16 protein-coding genes are annotated in these 19,695 nt (G+C 70.5%); 7 read left to right on the forward strand and 9 right to left on the reverse strand.

The features are described 5' to 3' along the window. The 6 genes from ACIQU6_RS22085 to ACIQU6_RS22110 form a co-directional block, all read right to left on the reverse strand. On the reverse strand, positions 1-962 hold a 962-nt coding region (locus tag ACIQU6_RS22085; protein WP_403483364.1), incomplete at its 3' end, for an aminoacyl--tRNA ligase-related protein. 18 nt (positions 963-980) lie between these two features. Continuing rightward, on the reverse strand, positions 981-2,207 hold the full coding sequence (locus ACIQU6_RS22090; RefSeq protein WP_403483365.1) for a glycosyltransferase: 1,227 nt from the start codon (positions 2,205-2,207) through the stop codon (positions 981-983). Beyond that, complete coding sequence (locus tag ACIQU6_RS22095; protein WP_403483366.1) at positions 2,204-3,754, reverse strand: GMC oxidoreductase; 1,551 nt, start codon at positions 3,752-3,754, stop codon at positions 2,204-2,206. The genes ACIQU6_RS22090 and ACIQU6_RS22095 overlap by 4 nt, the downstream gene beginning before the upstream one ends. Next, positions 3,751-4,401 (reverse strand): histidine phosphatase family protein, encoded by a 651-nt coding sequence (locus tag ACIQU6_RS22100; protein WP_403483367.1) that lies wholly within the window; start codon positions 4,399-4,401, stop codon positions 3,751-3,753. The genes ACIQU6_RS22095 and ACIQU6_RS22100 overlap by 4 nt, the downstream gene beginning before the upstream one ends. Continuing rightward, positions 4,398-5,573 carry a non-hydrolyzing UDP-N-acetylglucosamine 2-epimerase gene (gene wecB / locus ACIQU6_RS22105; RefSeq protein WP_403483368.1) on the reverse strand — a complete coding sequence of 392 codons (1,176 nt, stop codon included), beginning with the start codon at positions 5,571-5,573 and terminating at the stop codon, positions 4,398-4,400. Before wecB ends, ACIQU6_RS22100 begins: the two co-directional genes overlap by 4 nt. A 56-nt stretch (positions 5,574-5,629) precedes the next feature. Continuing rightward, entirely contained in the window at positions 5,630-6,715 is a 1,086-nt protein-coding gene (locus tag ACIQU6_RS22110) for a hypothetical protein (RefSeq protein ID WP_403483369.1), read from the reverse strand. Positions 6,716-7,042: 327 nt separating this feature from the next. Here ACIQU6_RS22110 and ACIQU6_RS22115 point away from each other — a divergent pair, with 327 nt between their 5' ends. After that, entirely contained in the window at positions 7,043-8,092 is a 1,050-nt protein-coding gene (locus ACIQU6_RS22115; RefSeq protein WP_403483370.1) for a radical SAM protein, read from the forward strand. Between the two features lie 195 nt (positions 8,093-8,287). After that, positions 8,288-9,478, forward strand: coding sequence for a methionine adenosyltransferase (locus ACIQU6_RS22120; protein WP_403483371.1), 1,191 nt, complete (start codon positions 8,288-8,290; stop codon positions 9,476-9,478). A 70-nt stretch (positions 9,479-9,548) separates the two neighbouring features. On the opposite strand, the gene ACIQU6_RS22125 is transcribed toward ACIQU6_RS22120, so the two are convergent. Next, positions 9,549-11,078 (reverse strand): helix-turn-helix domain-containing protein, encoded by a 1,530-nt coding sequence (locus ACIQU6_RS22125; RefSeq protein ID WP_403483372.1) that lies wholly within the window; start codon positions 11,076-11,078, stop codon positions 9,549-9,551. Between the two features lie 91 nt (positions 11,079-11,169). On the opposite strand from ACIQU6_RS22125, the gene ACIQU6_RS22130 reads away from it, so the two are divergent. Both ACIQU6_RS22130 and ACIQU6_RS22135 read left to right on the forward strand, forming a co-directional pair. Next, a complete protein-coding gene (locus ACIQU6_RS22130; RefSeq protein ID WP_403483373.1) occupies positions 11,170-12,153 on the forward strand; it encodes a DUF1648 domain-containing protein in 984 nt (327 codons plus the stop codon). Position 12,154: 1 nt separating this feature from the next. Further along, a complete protein-coding gene (locus ACIQU6_RS22135) occupies positions 12,155-12,514 on the forward strand; it encodes a GntR family transcriptional regulator (RefSeq protein ID WP_403483374.1) in 360 nt (119 codons plus the stop codon). Between the two features lie 127 nt (positions 12,515-12,641). On the opposite strand, the gene sigJ is transcribed toward ACIQU6_RS22135, so the two are convergent. Then, positions 12,642-13,598: an RNA polymerase sigma factor SigJ gene (gene sigJ / locus ACIQU6_RS22140; RefSeq protein ID WP_403483375.1), complete on the reverse strand. Its 957-nt coding sequence runs from the start codon at positions 13,596-13,598 to the stop codon at positions 12,642-12,644. 376 nt (positions 13,599-13,974) lie between these two features. Between sigJ and acnA the strand changes: the two genes are divergently transcribed. Both acnA and ACIQU6_RS22150 read left to right on the forward strand, forming a co-directional pair. Continuing rightward, positions 13,975-16,689 (forward strand): aconitate hydratase AcnA, encoded by a 2,715-nt coding sequence (gene acnA, locus ACIQU6_RS22145; RefSeq protein WP_403483376.1) that lies wholly within the window; start codon positions 13,975-13,977, stop codon positions 16,687-16,689. Positions 16,690-17,174: 485 nt separating this feature from the next. Continuing rightward, the gene (locus ACIQU6_RS22150; protein WP_403483377.1) at positions 17,175-17,552 is read left to right on the forward strand and encodes a hypothetical protein; all 378 of its coding nucleotides are present in this window, start codon (positions 17,175-17,177) and stop codon (positions 17,550-17,552) included. 412 nt (positions 17,553-17,964) lie between these two features. On the opposite strand, the gene ACIQU6_RS22155 is transcribed toward ACIQU6_RS22150, so the two are convergent. Next, positions 17,965-18,468, reverse strand: coding sequence for a GtrA family protein (locus ACIQU6_RS22155; RefSeq protein ID WP_403483378.1), 504 nt, complete (start codon positions 18,466-18,468; stop codon positions 17,965-17,967). A 115-nt stretch (positions 18,469-18,583) separates the two neighbouring features. On the opposite strand from ACIQU6_RS22155, the gene ACIQU6_RS22160 reads away from it, so the two are divergent. After that, a complete protein-coding gene (locus ACIQU6_RS22160) occupies positions 18,584-19,666 on the forward strand; it encodes a sugar phosphate nucleotidyltransferase (protein WP_403483379.1) in 1,083 nt (360 codons plus the stop codon). Positions 19,667-19,695: the final 29 nt, after the last annotated feature.

The raw sequence follows: 19,695 nt of genomic DNA on the forward strand, positions 1-19,695 counted from the left end.
ATGCGGCCGGGCGCACCCAGGTCCTGCGAGCCGGTGAGCACCACCTGGTAGGGAATGCCGAGCTCACGCATCAGCCATTCCTCGTTCTCCAGGCAGAGTTGGTGGTAGCGCTCGCTCTCGGACGGGTGGCAGTAGATGAGCTGCTCCAGCTTGTAGAACTGGTGCACCCGCAGGATCCCGGCGGTGTCGCGGCCGTAGCTGCCGGCCTCGGTGCGGAAGCACATGGAGTCGCCGAGGTAGAGCAGCGGGAGCTGGGTGAGCATCTCGCCGACGTGCATGCCGAGCAGGGACTGCTCGCTGGTGCCGATCAGGGACAGGTCCGAGTCGTTGACCGTGAAGTTGTCCTTGTCCTGGAACGGCAGGTAGCCGGAGGCGAACAGGGTCTCCCGGCGGGCCAGGTAGGGCGGGGAGACCAGGTCGAAGCCCTGCTCGCGGGCGCGCTTGGTGAACAGGTCGGTCAGCGCCATGCGCATCTGGACCGCCTCGTTCATCAGCAGGTAGAAGCGGGAGCCGGCGACGTTCACCCCGCGCGGGATGTCGATGGTGGCGGTGAGCCGGCCGAGTTCCTCGTGGGAGCGGGGGGCGAAGTCGAAGCTGGTCGGCTCCCCGACGACCCGGACGACCTCGTTCTTCTCCTCGCCGCCCACCGGGACCCGCGGGTCCAGCATGTTGGGCAGCCGCTCCAGGATGTGCCCCAGCTTCTCCTCGATGCCCTCCAATTGGGCCTCCAGCCGCGACCGGTCCTCCTTCAGGGCGTTGGCCTTGCGCCGGTGCTCGTCCTTGTCGGTGGCGTTCTTCCACTCACGCCCAAGTGCCGTGATGTTGTGCCGAGTTTCGTCGAGGAGGCCGGTCGTCTCGCGGCGTTCTTGATCGAGCGAGACGATCTGCTCGATGTCCACTTCGTATCCGCGGCGCGCACAGTTCTCGGCGACGGCATCCGGATTCTGGAGAATGAACTTCAAGTCAAGCAACGGTTTACCCTAACGATGTTCAGTCTCGGCACGGGGCTCAGCGCCGACCAGGCCGAGAAAGTTCCCATAAGCGGCCAACTCGGCGTCGGCGACGGCACCCCAGGAGCTGTAGCCGGTGGCGAATTCCGTGGCCGCGGTGCTGGCGGACTCCAGCGTGTGCGCTGCGAGAAGGGTGTGGAGTTCCCCCGCCATGAGCGAGCGGGAGGCGAACGGCACTCGACGGACCGCCGGCGTGGTGCCGTAGACCGCGCGGGTGAACGGCACGTCGTAACAGACCGCCGGCAGACCACCGGCCAGCGCTTCGAGCAGGCACAGAGAGAAGGTATCAGCCGAGATCGACGGGTAACAGAAAGTTCTGGCGGAGCCAAGGGCGCGGTATTTCTCCTCGCCGGTCAGCCATCCGGCCAGGTGGATCGCGTCGCGCAGACCGTAACGGTCCCGGGCCGCAAGGAACTTCCGTTCGACGGCGGCGTTCTCGAAGGAACCGATGACGATCATGCGGGCCTCGGGCCGCAGTCGGCGCAGCCGGCGCATCACGTCGAGCAGGTGGAACAGCCCCTTGCCCGCGGTGAGTTTGGCCATGAAGGCCACGTCGTAGGTCTTCTCGACGTCGGCGGCGGACCGGATGGCGTCCAGGTCGACGGCGTATCCCGGCAGGGCGTGGACGGTGGGTGCCTGCGGGAAGTAGCCGTGCAGATAGACGCTGACGGTCTGATTGATCATCACCCGGGGCAACGTCCGCAACAGCCGCACCTGGTGGACATGGGTGAGGAGGTAGCGCAGCGCATGGCCCCGGCGCTCGGTGGCCACCCTGCGGCACAGGTCCCAGGCGAACGACCGGGTCGGGCGGGCCATCGCGTCCAGGAACGGCACCGAGTGCGGCATCACCAGGAACGGGACGCCCGCGCGCGCCAGGACCGGCGGCAGCGCGTGCATCAGGTCCCAGATCTCCCGGTAGAGCACCACGAGGTCGGGCCGCTCGTGGCGGACCAGGCCCTCGATCCGGCCGACGAGCCCGGGCAGGTCGACCACGTTCCAGCCGCGCATCGCGAACGGCAGGGGATGGGCGCGGACCTGACTGGTCTCGACGGCGCGACGACAGGTCTCGTCGGCCTCCCCGAGCATGCCCACCACGACCTCGGCGCGCCGGCTCAACTCCGGTAGCACGCTGGCGAGTCGGGTGACCGGGCCGCGACCGCTCTCCACGTCGACGTCGCTGATCAGCAGGATCTTCATGCCGCTTCACGCTCCAACTCCCCGCCGCGGGCGCGGTCTGCGAGCAGGTCGCAGGCGCGGGCGGCGAGGGCCATGGTGGTCAGGGTCGGGTTCTGCCAGCCGGCCGTCGGGAAGCAAGCGGCGTCGGCGACGAGGACGTTGGGGACCCGCCAGAGCCGGTTGTCGGGGCCCACGACGGAGGTGTCCGGGTCGTCCCCCATGGCGGCGCCGCCCATCTCGTGGACGGAGGACCCCGGCGCCAGCGGCGCGTCGGCGACCTCGGTGAGGTGGAAGCCGGCCGCCTCGGCCATCTCGGTCATCGCGGCGGTCTGGTGGGCGAACATCGCGCGCTCCGGCGCGTGGTGGGCGAGTCGGACGTGGGCCTGCGGGATGCCCCAGGCGTCGGTGGTGTCCGCCAGGGTGATGCGGTTGTCGGCCCGGGGGAGCACCTCGCCGCTGGCCCACATGCGAAACGGCACCCCGCCGCTGGCCGACGCCCACCGGGCGCTCCCGGAGTTGAGCGGCAGCGTCTCCGGGGCGAAGACGGTGATGCCGTAGCCGCCCGGGAAGCCGCGGTCCGCGCCGGCGGCGAAGTCCGGGATGTGGCACACCGGGACGAAGCCCGGCCCGGTGCGGGGGCGGGGTGCCGCGTCCAGGCCGGGGACGGTGCCGCTGACCGCGGCCCCGGCGAGGTGGTCGAGGAAGTAGCGGCCGAGGCGGCCGGATTCGCCGCCGAGCCCCTCGGGGTGATGCCGGGTGCGGGTGTTGAGCAGGATGCGGACCGTCTCGATGGCGGAGGCGCACAGCACGACGGCCCCGGCCCGCTCGCGGTGGGTGGCGCCGGTGCGGCGGTCGACGAAGACAACTCCGGTGGCACGAGCGCCGGTTGCGTCCAGTTCGAGGTGGGAGACGACCGCGTCGGGGCGCAGCCGTACCCGTCCGGTGCGCTGCGCCGCGGAGAGCACGGCCCCGGCCTCGGCCCGGGCGACCCGGCTGGTGACCAACTGCCGTTCGGGCCACCGCGCTTCGACGGCCGCGGCCAACCGGGCCTCGCCGCGGGTCATCGGCTGCCGCCGGCCCGCGGTGGGCGGCGGCGCGGCCGGCGTGTGCTCGCCGCCGCCGGTGACCTCCAGGAACGCCTCGACCCGGGAGTAGTACGGGTCCAGGGTGTGGTGCCGGATCGGCCAGGCGCAGCGGTCCCGGCCGGCGACCTCGGTGGCGGCACCGCCGAACTCCCGGTCGGACATCCGCAGGCACACCCCGGCCCACAGCGGCAGCCGGCCGCCGAGTTGGCGGGAGCGGAACCAGTGGTACGGCAGCCCGTCCGGCGTCCGGTAGGGGTTGTCGAGGTCGTCCACGAAGAGATGGCTGTTGGCCGGCTCGTAGGCGGAGCAGCGGGACTGGACCGGCTGTCGGCTGCCGTCGTGGGCGGCGCGGTCCACCCGGAGGTCGCCGGCGACCAACGGGCCGGCCTCCAGGACGAGCACCTCGATCCCGCGCTCGGCGAGCGTCTTCGCGGCCCAGCCGCCGGCGGCGCCGGAGCCGACGACCAGGGCGTCGGCGGTCATCGTGCCACCGCCCGGCCGGCGTTGCTGCGGTCGACGGGCCGGTCGAACTGGCGCCGGCCCTCCGCCACCAGGCGCCGCAACTCCTCCTCGTCCAGGACCAGCGGCTCCAAGTAGGGCGCCTCGGGGAAGACGGGGAGCGCGGTGGTGGCGCCGCTGGGCGGGTGCGGGCCGGCGAGCCAACGGGCCACGGACCCGAGCAGCCCGTGGCCGACCACGAGCCGCGGACCGGGCAGCGTCAGACAGTCCAACAGGCCGTCCAGCATGCGCAGTACGCAGCCCCGCCAGGATTCGGTGCCGCCCGGTGGCACCGCGTCCCAGCCCGCCTCGACCAGCCAGGCGCCGTACGTCAGCCAGGGCCCGCCCTCGAAGGAGCCGTAGTCGATCTCGTTGAGGCGGTGGTCGGGGGTCGTCGGCACCCGGTCGCCGGGCAGCAGCAGTTGGGCGGTCTGCAGGGTGCGGCCGAAGCCGCTGGTGCGGCAGGAGGCGATGCCGGCGAGCCAGTCGGCCTCGGCGTACCGCCGGCTGGCGGCGCGCCCGGCGTCGTCGAGCGGGATGTCCACGTGCAGGGCGCCGTTGACGACGTGATGGGCGCTGTAGGCGGTCTGCGCGTGGCGCACGAGATAGGTGGTGTTGGCGTCGCTGTTCACAGGGGGTCCCCTTCGGCCATCGACACGGGCTGGAACTCGGACACCGGTTCGTCGGTGAGGCCGAGCAGGCGGGCTACGGCGGCGACGCAGCGCCGGGCCGCGTGACCGTCGCCGTACGGGCTGATCGCGTTGGCCATGGCGGAGTGCCGGGCGGCGTCCCGCCAGAGCGTCTCGATGCCGTCGCGCACCCGGGCCGGTTGGGTGCCGATCAGCGCCACGCCCCCGGAGGCCACACCTTCTTGACGTTCCGTCACCTCGCGCAGGACGAGCGCAGGCGTGCCCAGGCCCGTGCACTCCTCCTGCACCCCGCCGGAGTCGGTGACCACCAGGTGGGCGCGCTGTATCAGCTTCAGGAAGGTGGCGTAGGGCTGTGGCGGGACCACGATGACGTTGTCGCGGTCGCGCAGTGCGGGTATCAGCGCGGCCTGCACGGCGGGGTTGGGGTGGACGCAGGCGACCACCAGCATGTCCGGGTGGCGGTGGGCGACCTCGGCCACGGTCTGCGCGACGCGCTGCATGGACGCCCCCCACGACTCGCGGCGGTGGGTGGTGAACAGCAACAGCCGGCGCGGGTCGGTGTCGAGGGCCGCCAGGTCCGGGTTGGTCCAGCCCGGGGCGGTGTCGAGCATCTCCCGCATGGCGTCGATGACGGTGTTGCCGGTGACCACGACGGTGTCCGGCGCCACGCCCTCGGCCAGCAGGTTCGCCTTGGCCTCCGGGGTGGGCGCCAGGTGCAGGTCGGTGACCAGCGAGGTGACCCGCCGGTTGATCTCCTCCGGGTAGGGCGCCCATCGGTTGCCCGACCGCAGGCCCGCCTCGACGTGCGTCAGCGGCACCATCCGGTAGAAGGCCGCGAGGCTGGTGCTCAAGGTGGTGGTGGTGTCGCCGTGGGTCAGGACGGTGTGCGGCCGGCACTTCTCCAGGGCCTCGTCGACGGCGCCGAGCATCGCGCCGGTCAGCTCGGCCAGGGTCCGGGTGACCCGGCGCACGCCGAGGTCGAGGTCGGGGGCGATGGCGAACTCGGCGAGGACCTGGTCGAGCAGGTCGGTGTGCTGCCCGGTCGAGATCACGACCGGATCGAAGTCCGGGTTCCGGCCGAACTCCCGGATGAGGGGGGCCATTTTGATCGCCTCCGGCCGCGTACCCACGACCAGTGCGACACGGCGTTGCATGGGTGCTCCCTTGTGTGCCACGGGTGACCCGACGTCCGTTCTCGTGGGCCGGTCGGTCAGACGAGCAGGCGGATCCAGTTCTCGGGAATCGGTCGGCCCGTCTTGACGCGGCCGAGGAACGCGAGCGCCTGGTGGGCGAACATGGCGCACCAGGTGTTGTAACGGGCCCCCGCGTCGCCGGTGCGGTCGAACCACGTCCCGCCGTGCGGGTCGACGTGGCTGACCAGCACCCGGGCGATCTCGTCGAGGCGGTCGGTGTGCCGCCCGTCGAGTTCGCCCCGTCCGGCGAGCACCGAGCCCACCCGGAGCGCCTGCGCCAGCACGTCGCTGCGCACCCGGCTGGACGGGTCCGCGGCCACCTCGTGCAGCACTCCGCCGTCCGCGTGGTCGAGCAACTCGTGGTAGCCGTGCCGGAGTTCGTCGTGGTACTCGGCGTGCCCGGCCACCTCGGCCTGGAGCAGGCCCTCCAGCGCGTAGAGCGCGGGGTGGCTCATCGCGGGCAGCCTCCCCTTCAGGCCGGGCGCGTGCCGGGCCAGCGTCGCCCGCGCGGCCCGCACCGTCGTGGAGTCCTCGCCGGGCCCGGCGAGCGCGAGGACGCCGCCGGCGACCTTGAGCAGGTGTGGCCCGGGCGCGGTGGACCAACGGTCCGGCGGCGCACCGGCGTTGACGTGCGGCAGGCAGGAGAGCCAGGAGCCGTCGGCGTCCCGCAGGGAATCCAGGAGGGCGGTGGCGTCGGCGCGGGCGTGCCGGACGGCCGGCAGGTCCGGTGCCCCGGTGGCGGCGAGGCCGCGGTGGACCATGCCGAGGTCGAAGGCGAACAGTGCGGTGTTGCGCCAGTCGACCTCCGGCTCGGTGCCGGTGCCGAGGTAGTCGCGCGTACGGGGCCCGCCGGGGCGCCCGAGTTCCCGCTGGAGCCAGTAGGCGGCCGCGCCGTACCGCCGCGCGATGTCCTCGTCCGTGCCCGGCTCGCTCTCCGCGACGAACGCCAGCCAGCTCAGGTAGTAGCCGGTGATCTCCGGATAGACGTACTCGCCCGCGGCGCTGGCGCCGCGCCCGCCGACGACGCCGCCGGCGTGCGAGCCCCGGGTGATCTGCGGACGGTCCAGCAGCCAGCGGCGCAACGCGCTGGTGTGAGTTTCCATTACCGCTCTCTCTCCGGCCCGGCCGGGTGCGTCGGCCGGGGCGAGCCAGTCAGGGCACCACCGGCGGCCGGCGGGCCCTGCGACATCACGGACTTGACGGTGGCCTCGACGCGATACCGGTCCGCGCTGCCGGCGGAGTTGTCGCCGCGTCGGGCGGTGCGGTTATTCGTCGAGGAGCGCACAATAATTCTCGACAGATCGCCGATGCCTATGTCAAGCGTTGATCGACGGCCCAAATACCGGCTATACCAGGGGTATTGCGAAGATATACCGCCGATATCCCGCCGCTATACCGCGGTTATACCGACGGTGGGTAGTGTCGGGGGCATGACGGATCCACTCGCGGCGAAAGTGCGGGAGCTTCGCATTGTCGGCCTGCCCCGTCCGGTGCCCAAGCGCATGAGTGTCCAGATCACCAATCTGTGCAACTCCCGGTGCACGATGTGCTCGATCTGGGAGATCTACCGGCAGAACAAGGGGCTCTATCACGAGGAACTCACGGGTGCGGAATGGTTCCGGGTCGTGGACCGGGCCATCGACCACGGCGTGACGTCCATCGACATCACCGGAGGCGAACCCTTCCTCAAGGAAGGGGTGGTGGACCTGCTGTCCCTCATCGTCAGACGGACCGGTTTCACCGCGGTGACCACCAACGCGCTCCAACCGGTGCGCATCCTCGGCATGGTGGAGTCGGTGCTGGCCCAGGCGCCCGCCGACTCGCTGTTCGTGGTCAGCGTCTCGCTGGACGGCTTCGCCGACACCTACGCCGAGATCCGCGGGGTCAAGAAGGGCTTCGCCCGCGCCGAACGGCTGCTGCGCGGCCTCGGCAAGCTGCGTGAACGGTATCCCCAGCTCAACCAGCAGATCAGCTTCACCATCATGGACTCCAACGTCGACGAGCTGCCCGACCTCATGGCGTACGCGCTGGAGAGCGGGCTGATCCGCGTGCCTGACGACTTCACCTTCCGGCCGGTGGCCTCCGGGCACTACTACGCCCAGGAGAACAACGTCGAGAACCGCGACAAGCTGGTGCGGACCGTGAACGAGCTGCGTGAGAAATACGACTTCAAGCGCACCCTCCCGTTCATCGAGAAGATTCCGCAGAGCGTCACCGAACCCGGCCGGATGATTCTCCCCTGCTATGCGATGTTCGCCTCGATGTGGATCGACCCCTATGGCGGGGTGGCGCCCTGCGTCACCATGACCGAAGACGTCCTCGGCAACGTCAGGGACCACGACCTCGATATCCTCCCGGTCTGGAACAGCCGGCAGGCGCAGGACAGCCGCGACAAAATCGGCAAGGACAACTGCGCGATCTGCTGGACGGACTGCCAGGCCATGGAGAGCATCGAGTACGAGTCCGCGGGCACTTCTTGACGCGCCATGAGATCGACCACTTTGCCGTGTGAACCGACCGGCTTCCGAGGGCAACTCATCCCGTCCAACACCTTCCATCCCGGGCGGATTCCAACGTAGTCGAAACATCCTCCTTCGAACTCTGGGAGAACTGCCTTGCGCCGCACCACGAACGAAATCGACGGCAGCCACGTTGTCATTGAGCTGGGGGGCTGTGTGCCCAGCCGCGTTTCCATGGTCGAGCGCAAGGGGCTCGGCCACCCCGACACGCTCTCCGACCACCTCGCCGAGCGCCTCTCGCAGGTCTACAGCCACTACACCCGCGAGCGGTTCGGCGCCGTGCTGCACCACAACTTCGACAAGCTGGCGCTGCTCGGCGGGTCGAGCGAAGTCCGGTACGGCGGCGGGGAGATGCGCGATCCGGTCCGGGTGCTGGTCAACGGCCGGGCCGCCTACGCCTGCGGCGGCGAGGAGATCCCGGTCCACCGGCTGATCGAGGACACCGTACGGGCCTTCTTCGACGAGCGCCTGCCCGAGCTCGACGGCCGACTGAGCATCGAGTTCAACATCACCAGCAACTCCAGCCCCGGTGCCGTCGTCACCGAGTCCAACACCGGCGAGCGCACCCGCTGGTTCGCGCCCAGCTCCGTCGAGGACCTGCGCGAGCGCCGGGTCCTGGTGGCCAACGACACCTCGCTCGGCACCGGTTGGGGTCCCGCCAACGCCTTCGAGTCCTTCGTCCGCGAGCTGGTGGACCACCTCTCCGGCGACAGCGAGTTCACCCGCGCCCACCCCTGGTGCGGCTCGGACGTCAAGCTCATGGGCTACGCCGACGGCGAAGAGGTCGACGTCGTGCTCTGCGTCCCGCAGAAGTCCCGGTACGTCGCCGACCGCGAGGAGTACCTCGCCAACAAGGAGACCGTGCTGGCCGAGTGTCGGAAGCTGGCGGACCGGCTGCTGCCGGAGACGACCGTGCACTTCCGCATCAACGTCCGCGACATCCCGGAGAAGGACGAGCTGTACCTGACCTACACCGGCAGCTCGATCGAGTCCGGCGACGAGGGCGTGGTCGGCCGCGGGAACCGCGTCAACGGCCTCATCACCCCGCTGCGCCCGATGAACATGGAGGGCGCGAGCGGCAAGAACCCGGTCTACCACGTCGGCAAGCTCTACAACCTCGCCGCGACCCGCCTCGCCAACCGCCTGGCCGAGGAGACCGGTTCCTACACCGAGGTCCACCTGGTCAGCGCCACCGGCCAGCGCCTGGACCGCCCCTGGCGCGTCCTGGTCCGCACCGCCGACGCCGACATCCAGACCGACAAGATCCAGGCGATCGTCATGGAGTCGCTGGACGCCTTCCCCGCCCTCACCGACGAACTCGTCAACCGGGGCGTCCTGCTGGCCTGACCGCTCCCGGCCCCGTCGCCCCGGCTCCCCAGGCCCGTCAACGGCATGTGGGGAGCCGGGTGTTGTGGGCCTAGATGTCCCGGAAGATCTCGATCTGGGCGCCGATCGAGTTGAGGCGTTCGGCGAGGTCCTCGTAGCCGCGGTTGATCACGTAGACGTTGCGGAGGACCGAGGTGCCCTCGGCGGCCATCATGGCGAGCAGGACCACCACGGCGGGGCGGAGCGCCGGGGGGCACATCATCTCCGCGGAGCGCCAGCGGGTGGGGCCGTCGACCAGGACGCGGTGCGGGTCGAGCAGTTTGACCTGGGCGCCCAGCCGGTTGAGGTCGGTGAGGTAGATCGCGCGGTTGTCGTAGACCCAGTCGTGGATCAGGGTCTGGCCCTGGGCGCTGGCCGCGATGGCGGCGAAGAAGGGGACGTTGTCGATGTTCAGGCCCGGGAAGGGCATCGGGTGGATCTTGTCCAGCGGGGCCTGGAGCTTGGAGGGGCGGACCGTCAGGTCGATCAGGCGGGTACGGCCGTTGTCGGCGCGGTACTCCGTGCTGCGCTCGTGGTCCAGCCCCATCTCCTCCAGGACGGCCAGCTCGATCTCCAGGAACTCCACCGGGACCCGACGGATGGTCAGTTCCGATTCGGTGACCACCGCGGCCGCCAGCAGGCTCATCGCCTCGACCGGGTCCTCGGACGGCGCGTAGTCCACGTCGCGGTCGATCTTCGCGACGCCGTGGACGGTGAGCGTGGTGGTGCCGATGCCGTCGACCCGGACGCCCAACTCCTCCAGGAAGAAGCAGAGGTCCTGGACCATGTAGTTGGAGGAGGCGTTGCGGATGACCGTGACGCCGTCGTGCCGGGCCGCGGCCAGCAGGGCGTTCTCGGTGACGGTGTCGCCGCGTTCGGTCAGGACGATGGCGCGCTTGGGGGCGACGGTCCGGTCGACCTCGGCGAGGTAGGTGCCGTCGGTCGCGGTGATCTCCAGGCCGAAGTGGCGCAGCGCCGTCATGTGCGGCGTGACGGTGCGGGTGCCGAGGTCGCAGCCGCCGGCGTACGGCAGCTTGAAGTGGTCCATCCGGTGCAGCAGCGGCCCGAGGAACATGATGACGCTGCGGGTCCGGCGCGCCGCCTCCAGGTCCATGGCGGCCAGGTCGAGTTGGGCCGGCGGCACGATCTCCAGGTCGTTGCCGTCGTTGATCCAGCGCGTGCGGACGCCGATGCTGCCCAGCACCTCCAGGATCCGGTAGACCTCCTCAATGCGGGCCACCCGGCGCAGAGTTGTCCGTCCGGCGTTGAGCAGCGTCGCGCACAGCAGCGCCACGCAGGCGTTCTTGCTCGTCTTGACGTCGATGCTGCCGGACAGCCGGCGCCCGCCGACCACCCGCAGATGCATCGGCCCGGCGTACCCGAGCGAGACGATTTCGCTGTCCAGGGCCTCGCCGATGCGGGCGATCATCTCAAGGCTGATGTTCTGGTTACCGCGCTCGATGCGGTTGACCGCACTCTGGCTGGTGCCCAGCGCGTCGGCCAGCTGCGTCTGTGTCCAGCCACGGTGCTGCCGTGCGTCACGGATGAGCCTGCCGATGCGTACGAGGTAGTCGTCTGCCATGGGGTGACCGTATCTCAGATATGAGATGCATGCGCCATCGCCAGTTGTTCTACTACTATGCAAACAACTGGAGGTTGCCATGAAGGTTGCCATGAACCGATCCGCGCCGTCCGGCCCACCGGCCAACGCCCGCCCACGGGGCTGGATCGCCGCCTTACCGTTCATCCTGACCACCGTGCTGCTGGGTGGCTGCTACGCCCTGCTCGCCGGCCGCCTGCCCGAACGGATGGCGACCCACTTCGCCTTCGACGGCCGGCCCGACGGCTACTCCTCGCCCCAGGTCTTCGTGTTGGCCTGCCTGGTGCCGCTGCTCGTCCTGGGGGCCGGCGTCGTCCTGCTCGTCCAACGGGAGCTGCCCGCGCGCAGCGTGCGCTGGACGATCGTGACGGGCTACTTCACCGCCGGGCTCCTCGGTTACCTCGGCGTCCTGACCCTGTTGCGCAACGCCGGCGCCGCCCCCGCCGGGGTCCGACTGTCGGGCTGGCAGCTCGCCGTGGCCCTGGCGGTGGGCGTCGCCGTCGGCTGGCTGGGCTGGTTGCTCGCCGGGGCCGACCCGGAGCCGCCCCGCCCGGAGGCCGGCACCGCGCGCCGCCTCCACCTCCCCGCCGGCACCCGCGCCGGTTGGACCCGCACCGTCAGCTCGCTGCCGCTGGCCGTGTTGGCGGGCGTCATGGCGTGTACCGGGATCGTGGTGGGCGCGTCCACCGGCTGGGTCGCCGGCGTCGTCACGGTCCTCGGCGGCCTGGCGGTCGCGGCCCACTGCTCCATGCGGGTGACCGTCGACCGGCGCGGGCTGACCCTGACCCCGACGCTGCTGCCGGTGCCGCTGCACCGCATACCGCTCGGCGAGGTGGCCGAGGCCACCAGCCGCCGGGTCTCGTCGCTCGCCGAGTACGGTGGCTGGGGGTACCGCATCCGGCCCGGCGGCAGCGGCCTGTTGCTCCGTTCGGGGGAGGGCGTGGTGCTGCGGCTCACCAGCGGCCGGGAGTTCGTGGTCACCATCGACGACTCGGCGACCGCCGCCGCCCTGCTCAACACCTATCTGGACCGCCGGCGTTCCGGCGAAGGAGGCTGACGTGCTGTTCCGCGTCGACCCCGGCTCGTCCGTGCCGCTCGGCGACCAGATCGCCGGCTCGGTCCGCGGCGCCATCGCCGACGGCTCGGTCCGCGCCGGGGAACGGCTGCCCGCCGCCCGCGCGCTCGCCACCTCCCTCGGCGTCAACGTCCACACCGTGCTGCGCGGCTACCAGCGGCTGAAGGAGGAGGGCCTGATCGAACTCCGCCGCGGCCGGGGCGCGGTGGTCACCGGAGCGGCCTCCCCGGCCCGGGCCCGCCTCGGCGAGACCACCGAACGCCTCATCGCCGAGGCCCGCGACCTGGGTCTCACCGACGAGGAGATCGTGCGGGTGGTGCGGTTGGGGTTGGGCGGTGGGTGAGCGCCAACGCCCGGGCGGTGGTGGGGCGTTGACGTAGGGGGAGACTGGCGTGTCGGCCGGGACGTCGCCGGCCGGTGAGCAAGTGCCCACCGCCCCCTCGTCCGTCCGCCCCCAACCGCCCGTGCCCTCACCCCTCCACGCCCGACAGGTCCAACCGCGCCAGCCGCACCGGGTCGGCCAGGACGTCGATCTCCACGATCTTCCCGTGCGCCACCGTGAAGCCCATCACGGAGAACAGGCGGCCGTTCCGCAGGGTGACCAGGCCCGGCGCCCCGTTGACCAGCGCCGGGCGCCCGGCCGGTACGAACCGGGCGTAGAACAGGGCCTGTTCGACGACCGCGGCGGCGCCGCGGACCAGCTTGGTCGCGCCCCGCGCCGCGGCGCCGCCGTCGACGCGCAGCACCACCTCCGGGTCCAGGACGGCCAGCAGGCCCTCGAAGTCGCCCGCGCGGGAGGCGGCGAGGAAGGCGTCGACCACCTCGTGCTGGCGGGCCGGGTCGGTGTCCGGCGGCGGCACGGCGTCCTGGACGCGGCGGCGGGCCCGGCTGGCGAGTTGCCGGGCGGCGGCCGGGGTGCGGCCGACGATCGGGGCGATCTCGTCGAAGGGGACGGCGAACATGTCGTGCAGGACGAAGGCGAGCCGCTCCGCCGGCGACAGCGCCTCCAGGACGACCAGCAACGCAAGCCCCACCGAGTCCGCCAGCAGCGCCTCCTGCTCCGGGTCGACCCCGGCCGCCGGGCCGACCACCGGCTCGGGCACGTGCACCGCCGGTTCGAGCGGGTCCTCGCGGCGCGCCCGCCGGGTGCGGAGCTGGTCCAGACACACCCGGCCGACGACCGTGGTCAGCCACCCGCCGAGGTTCTCCACCCCGTGCGCCCCGGACCGGTTCAGCCGGAGCCACGTCTCCTGGACCGCGTCGTCCGCCTCGCTGAGCGAGCCGAGCATCCGGTAGGCGACCGCGCGCAGTTGACCGCGCTCCTCCTCGAAGCGGGCGGTCAACCACTCCCGGTGGTCCCGTTCCTCCCGGCCACCCCCTTCTTCCGACCCGTCGCCGGTGGTTGGCCCGGTGCGCTTGTCGTTCATCACGTGCTCCTCCGTCGCGGGGCGTCGGCGCGACCCGGCCCACCCGGCGCGTCCCGTGCGCGGCCGATTCCCGCGCCGCGTCCCATGGTGATGACGGCGGGGAGGGCGCGGATGTGACACGCGCCGGCCGTCGCGCCGCGCCGGGGCCCGCGCGGCCGCTGTCGGGGGAGGCGGGACGGCGCGGTCGGGGCGGCCAGGGCATGACCCGGCAGCAGCGATGTACTAGAGTTATCTCGACATCGAGATATCTGCCGAGAGGCGTACTGCTGCCGTACTAGTGAGGCATACCTAACTTAGGTTCACCTTAGCGGATCGGCGATGAACCCGTGACGGCAGGATTGCGGTGGTACGCGAGAAATCATTGAAGGAGACTGTCGTGTCGGCGAACAGCTTCGACGCCCGTAGCGCGCTGCAGGTGGGCGACGAGTCGTACGAGATCTTCCGGCTGGACAAGGTGGAGGGCTCCGCCCGTCTGCCCTACAGCCTCAAGGTGCTGCTGGAGAACCTGCTCCGCACCGAGGACGGCGCCAACATCACCGCCGATCACATCCGCGCGCTCGGCAACTGGGACTCCCAGGCCCAGCCCAGCCAGGAGATCCAGTTCACGCCGGCCCGCGTGATCATGCAGGACTTCACCGGCGTCCCCTGCGTCGTGGACCTCGCGACCATGCGTGAGGCCGTGAAGGAACTGGGCGGCGACCCGGCGAAGATCAACCCGCTGGCGCCGGCCGAGCTGGTCATCGACCACTCCGTCATCGCCGACAAGTTCGGCACCAAGGACGCGTTCGGCCAGAACGTGGAGCTGGAGTACGGCCGCAACCGCGAGCGCTACCAGTTCCTGCGCTGGGGCCAGACCGCCTTCGACGAGTTCAAGGTCGTCCCGCCCGGCACCGGCATCGTCCACCAGGTCAACATCGAGCACCTGGCGCGCACGGTCATGGTCCGCAACGGCCAGGCGTACCCGGACACCCTCGTCGGCACCGACTCGCACACCACCATGGTCAACGGCCTGGGCGTGCTGGGCTGGGGCGTCGGCGGCATCGAGGCCGAGGCCGCGATGCTCGGCCAGCCGGTCTCGATGCTGATCCCGCGCGTGGTCGGCTTCAAGCTGACCGGCGAGCTGCGGCCCGGCACCACCGCCACCGACCTGGTGCTGACCATCACCGAGATGCTGCGCAAGCACGGTGTCGTCGGCAAGTTCGTGGAGTTCTACGGCGAGGGCGTGGCCGCCACCTCGCTGGCCAACCGCGCCACCATCGGCAACATGTCGCCGGAGTTCGGCTCCACCGCCGCGATCTTCCCGATCGACGGCGAGACCCTCAACTACCTGAAGCTGACCGGCCGCAGCGAGCAGCAGGTCGCGCTCGTCGAGGCGTACGCCAAGGAGCAGGGCCTCTGGCTGGACCCGGCCGCCGAGCCGGACTTCTCCGAGAAGCTGGAGCTGGACCTCGCCACGGTCGTCCCGTCGATCGCCGGTCCCAAGCGCCCGCAGGACCGCATCGTGCTGGCCAACGCCGCCGAGCAGTTCAAGCAGGACGTCCGCAACTACGTCGACACCGCCGACGAGGCGGGCAAGGAGTCCTTCCCGGCCTCCGACGCCCCGGCCTCCGTCGACGGCGTGCCGTCCAACCCGGTCACCGTCACCGCCCCCGACGGCTCCACCTACGAGCTGGACCACGGCGCGGTCACCGTCGCGGCCATCACCTCCTGCACCAACACCTCGAACCCGTACGTCATGGTCGCCGCCGCGCTGGTGGCCAAGAAGGCGGTCGAGAAGGGCCTGACCCGCAAGCCGTGGGTCAAGACCACCCTCGCCCCGGGCTCGAAGGTCGTCACCGACTACTTCGACAAGGCGGGCCTGACCCCCTACCTCGACAAGGTCGGCTTCAACCTCGTCGGTTACGGCTGCACCACCTGCATCGGCAACTCCGGCCCGCTGCCGGAGGAGGTCTCCAAGGCCGTCAACGACCACGACCTGGCCGTGACGTCGGTCCTCTCCGGCAACCGCAACTTCGAGGGCCGGATCAACCCCGACGTCAAGATGAACTACCTGGCGTCCCCGCCGCTGGTCGTCGCCTACGCCCTCGCGGGCTCCATGAAGGTGGACATCACCAAGGCGGCCCTGGGCACCGACCAGGACGGCAAGCCGGTCTACCTCAAGGACATCTGGCCGACCGAGGCCGAGGTCAACGACGTCGTCGCCAACGCCATCGGCGAGGACATGTTCAACAAGTCCTACAGCGACGTCTTCGCCGGCGACGCCCAGTGGCAGGCGCTGCCGATCCCGACCGGCAACACCTTCGAGTGGGACACCGAGTCCACCTACGTCCGCAAGCCCCCGTACTTCGAGGGCATGCAGATGGAGCCGGCGCCGGTGCAGGACATCGCCGGTGCCCGCGTGCTGGCCAAGCTGGGCGACTCGGTCACCACCGACCACATCTCCCCGGCCGGTGCGATCAAGGCCGACACCCCGGCCGGCACGTACCTGACCGAGCACGGCGTGGAGCGCCGCGACTTCAACTCCTACGGTTCCCGCCGCGGCAACCACGAGGTGATGATCCGCGGTACGTTCGCCAACATCCGCCTGCGCAACCAGATCGCGCCGGGCACCGAGGGCGGCTTCACCCGCGACTTCACCCAGGCCGACGCCCCGGTCTCGTTCATCTACGACGCGTCGCAGAACTACCAGGCCGCCGGCATCCCGCTGGTTGTCCTGGCCGGCAAGGAGTACGGCTCCGGCTCGTCCCGCGACTGGGCGGCCAAGGGCACCGCGCTGCTCGGCGTCAAGGCCGTCATCGCCGAGTCCTACGAGCGCATCCACCGCTCCAACCTGATCGGCATGGGCGTGCTGCCGCTCCAGTTCCCCGAGGGCGCCTCGGCGGAGTCCCTCGGCCTCACCGGTGAGGAGAGCTTCTCCTTCGCCGGTGTCACCGAGCTGAACAACGGCACCACCCCCCGCACGGTGAAGGTCACCACCGACTCCGGCGTGGAGTTCGACGCGGTGGTCCGCATCGACACCCCCGGCGAGGCGGACTACTACCGCAACGGCGGCATCATGCAGTACGTGCTGCGCAACCTGATCCGCAAGTAAGCGGTACGGCACGGCAGTAGACGAGGGCCGCACTCCCCGGAAGGGGGGTGCGGCCCTCGTGCTGTATGCCGTTGGCAGTGTCGCCGAGCCGGTCAGGTCAGCATGTACGGCGAAGATGGTCGCTCCATCGGCCTTCCGGTCGCCCGAAGTTCATTCCGCCTGATCTGAGGACGCCCGAGAACGATCAGCAGCGCCAGGCCGGCCGTGCCCGTACGAACAGCTCCAGCGACTCGGCCAGGCCGTAGTCACACGCGACGGACAACAGGCTTTGCCGCAAGGGCTGTTGCCGCAGGGGCTTTCGCCGTCACTCCGGCGAGCACAGTTGTCTGTTAGGCCGCCGAGGACGGTACGGCTCGACGCGGTCTTGCACTGCCTTGAGGCCACCACGCAGGAGAGGCACCTCGCCGGGGCAGTTCGGGCCCAGGATCATACGGCTCGTTCCCATCAGGACCGCGACCTGGTGATGGCCCTGGTCGAAGGGGCGCTTGGCTCCCCCGATCGCCGTCAGCGCCAACGCCCCCGCCAAAGGCGAGAAGCCGAGCGGAACCGGCTTCTGCCGGGCCAGGGAGGTCGAGCTGGTCGGCATCAACAGCCTGACCCGGCAGGGAGGTTGCTTCGGCGAGACGGAGACCCGCACCGGCGCGGTCAACCCCCGCGTGGACGACGTGAACAGCTGGATTCAGCAGATCCGGGCCGTCACCAAGGCCGGACACGTCATGGAGAACTCCGTCACCACGGCCGACTCCAACGGCGACAGCCGCACGGATGTCACCGCAATCCACCAGGACGGCACGCTGCACGCGTACTTCACGCAAGGACGACCTGATCGGCCGTTCGGACCCGGACAACCTCTCGGTGGATGAGCGGGCGGCGAAGGATCCGGTCCTCATCTTTTCTGGGCGAGGGCCGGATCCTGTCCGCTGTCCCTCCCTCAGACAGCGCCAACTCCACATCGGTTGCGACTACTTCGCCGCCCCACGCGTCCGCTGCGCGCTCCAGGAGGAAGCCCGTCGGTTTCGGTCCAATGGCACAGCCCTCTTGGGCGTGTGGACGGATGCACGCGATGGCGCGGGGCCGGCGAAGAAGCCGTTCAGATGAACCCTGCGGCGCGCACCAGGCCCCTTCGGGTCAACGCGCCCCGCGTCGGAGCTCGTTGTGGTCGGACACCGGGCGGGGGCGGTACGGCCGGCCGAGGGCGGGGACCGGTGGTCGCCCGGGCGTCGGTGACGGTCCCAGGTGCCTGCGACGGTGATGACCGCCACGCCCCGGCCCGACTCACCTCAGTTGATCTGCCGTCTCCCTTCGGGGAGTTGGCAGCTGGGCAGGCTCGGGTGGCGCGGGGAGCTTGAACACCAGAGTGCGGTAGGTCCAGAAGCGGAAGAGTGTGGCGATGCCGATGCCGAGGAACTTGAAGATGTTGTTCTGAAGCGGGCTGTTCCATTCCAAGGCGTAGGTCGCCGTGTAGAGCACGCCGTTCTCGATGACCAGGCCGACCGCGCTGAACGCGGCGAACAGCGTCAACTCCCTCGTCTGGCCGCCCTTTTGACGGTCGCGGTAGGTGAAGTACCGCAGCCCCAGGTAGTTGAAGGCGATGGCGACGACGGTGGCGATGACGCTGCATCGAACCACCGCGAGGTTGGTCGCTGCCCGGCACAGGTTGAAGACGCCCAGATTGACCAGGACGCCGAATCCGCCCACCGCGCCGAACTTTGCCAGTTCGCCGATCAGGCGGCGCACTCGCGTGCCGGCACGAGTGTGTGTGGAGGGGGTGGATCTCATGTGGCCTTACTTGCTACTTAAGAGCGATTTGCTGCACTTGATCGATTTACTGTAAAAAGAGCGCAAAGGTTGGTGAAACCAATATGACGTTAACTTATGTCATGAGGAGTAGCGAGTGACGGAAGCGGTACTGCTCGTAGGCGGCAAGGGGACGCGCCTGCGACCGCTGACGATGAACACCCCCAAGCCGATGGTTCCGGCGGCCGGTGTGCCGTTCCTGGCGCATCAGCTGGCCCGCCTCAAGGAGGCAGGGGTGGATCACGTGGTGCTCGCCACGTCCTACCTGGCTGAGGTCTTCGAGCCGTACTTCGGCGACGGCGCGGCGCTCGGAATGCGGCTGACCTACATCACCGAGAAGGAGCCGCTGGGCACGGGCGGGGCCATTCGATCCGCCGCCGACGCCCTGGAGTCCGGCCCGGCCGATCCCGTGCTCGTGCTGAACGGCGACATCCTCACCGGTCTCGACACCGCTGACCTGGTGCGCCGGCACCAAGCGGCCCAGGCGGCGGTCACCCTCCACCTGACCCGGGTCGAGGACCCGCGCGCCTTCGGCCTGGTGCCCACCGACAGCGCCGGCCGGGTGCTCGCCTTCACCGAGAAGCCCACCACCCCGGACGAGATCATCACCGACCAGATCAACGCCGGGTGCTATGTGTTCCGCCGGGATGTGATCGATGCCATCCCCGCGGGCCGGGCGGTCTCCGTGGAGCGCGAGGTCTTCCCCGGCCTGCTGGCCGACGGGGCCCATCTGCTGGGCGTCGTCGACCGCACCTACTGGCTGGACCTTGGCCGTCCCGACTCCTTCGTTCAGGCGTCCGCGGACCTCGTGCGCGGAGTGGTTCGCTCGGCCGCCCTGCCCGGTGTGCCCGACGAGTACCTGGTGCTGCCCGGGGCCAAGGTCGCCGACGGGGCCAAGCTCGGGGGTGGCACGGTCGTGGGCGCCGGCGCCGAGGTGGCTCCGGGCGCCGTGGTCGAGGGTTCGATCCTCCTCGACGGCGCGTGTGTCGAGGAGGGCGCGTGGATCGGCGAGAGCCTCGTCGGCGCGGGTGCCCGGATCGGCCCGCGCACGATCGTCGACGGAGCCGTGGTCGGTGACGGAGCCGTGGTCGGCGCGGACAACGAACTGCGCCAGGGAGTGCGGGTGTGGTGCGACACACACCTGCCGGACATCTCGGTGCGCTTCTCGGCCGACTGCTGAGACCGGCCGCCCGCACCGAGCCCCAGCGA

Source organism: Streptomyces sp. NPDC090442, assembly GCF_044769405.1.
GTDB lineage: Bacteria > Actinomycetota > Actinomycetes > Streptomycetales > Streptomycetaceae > Streptomyces.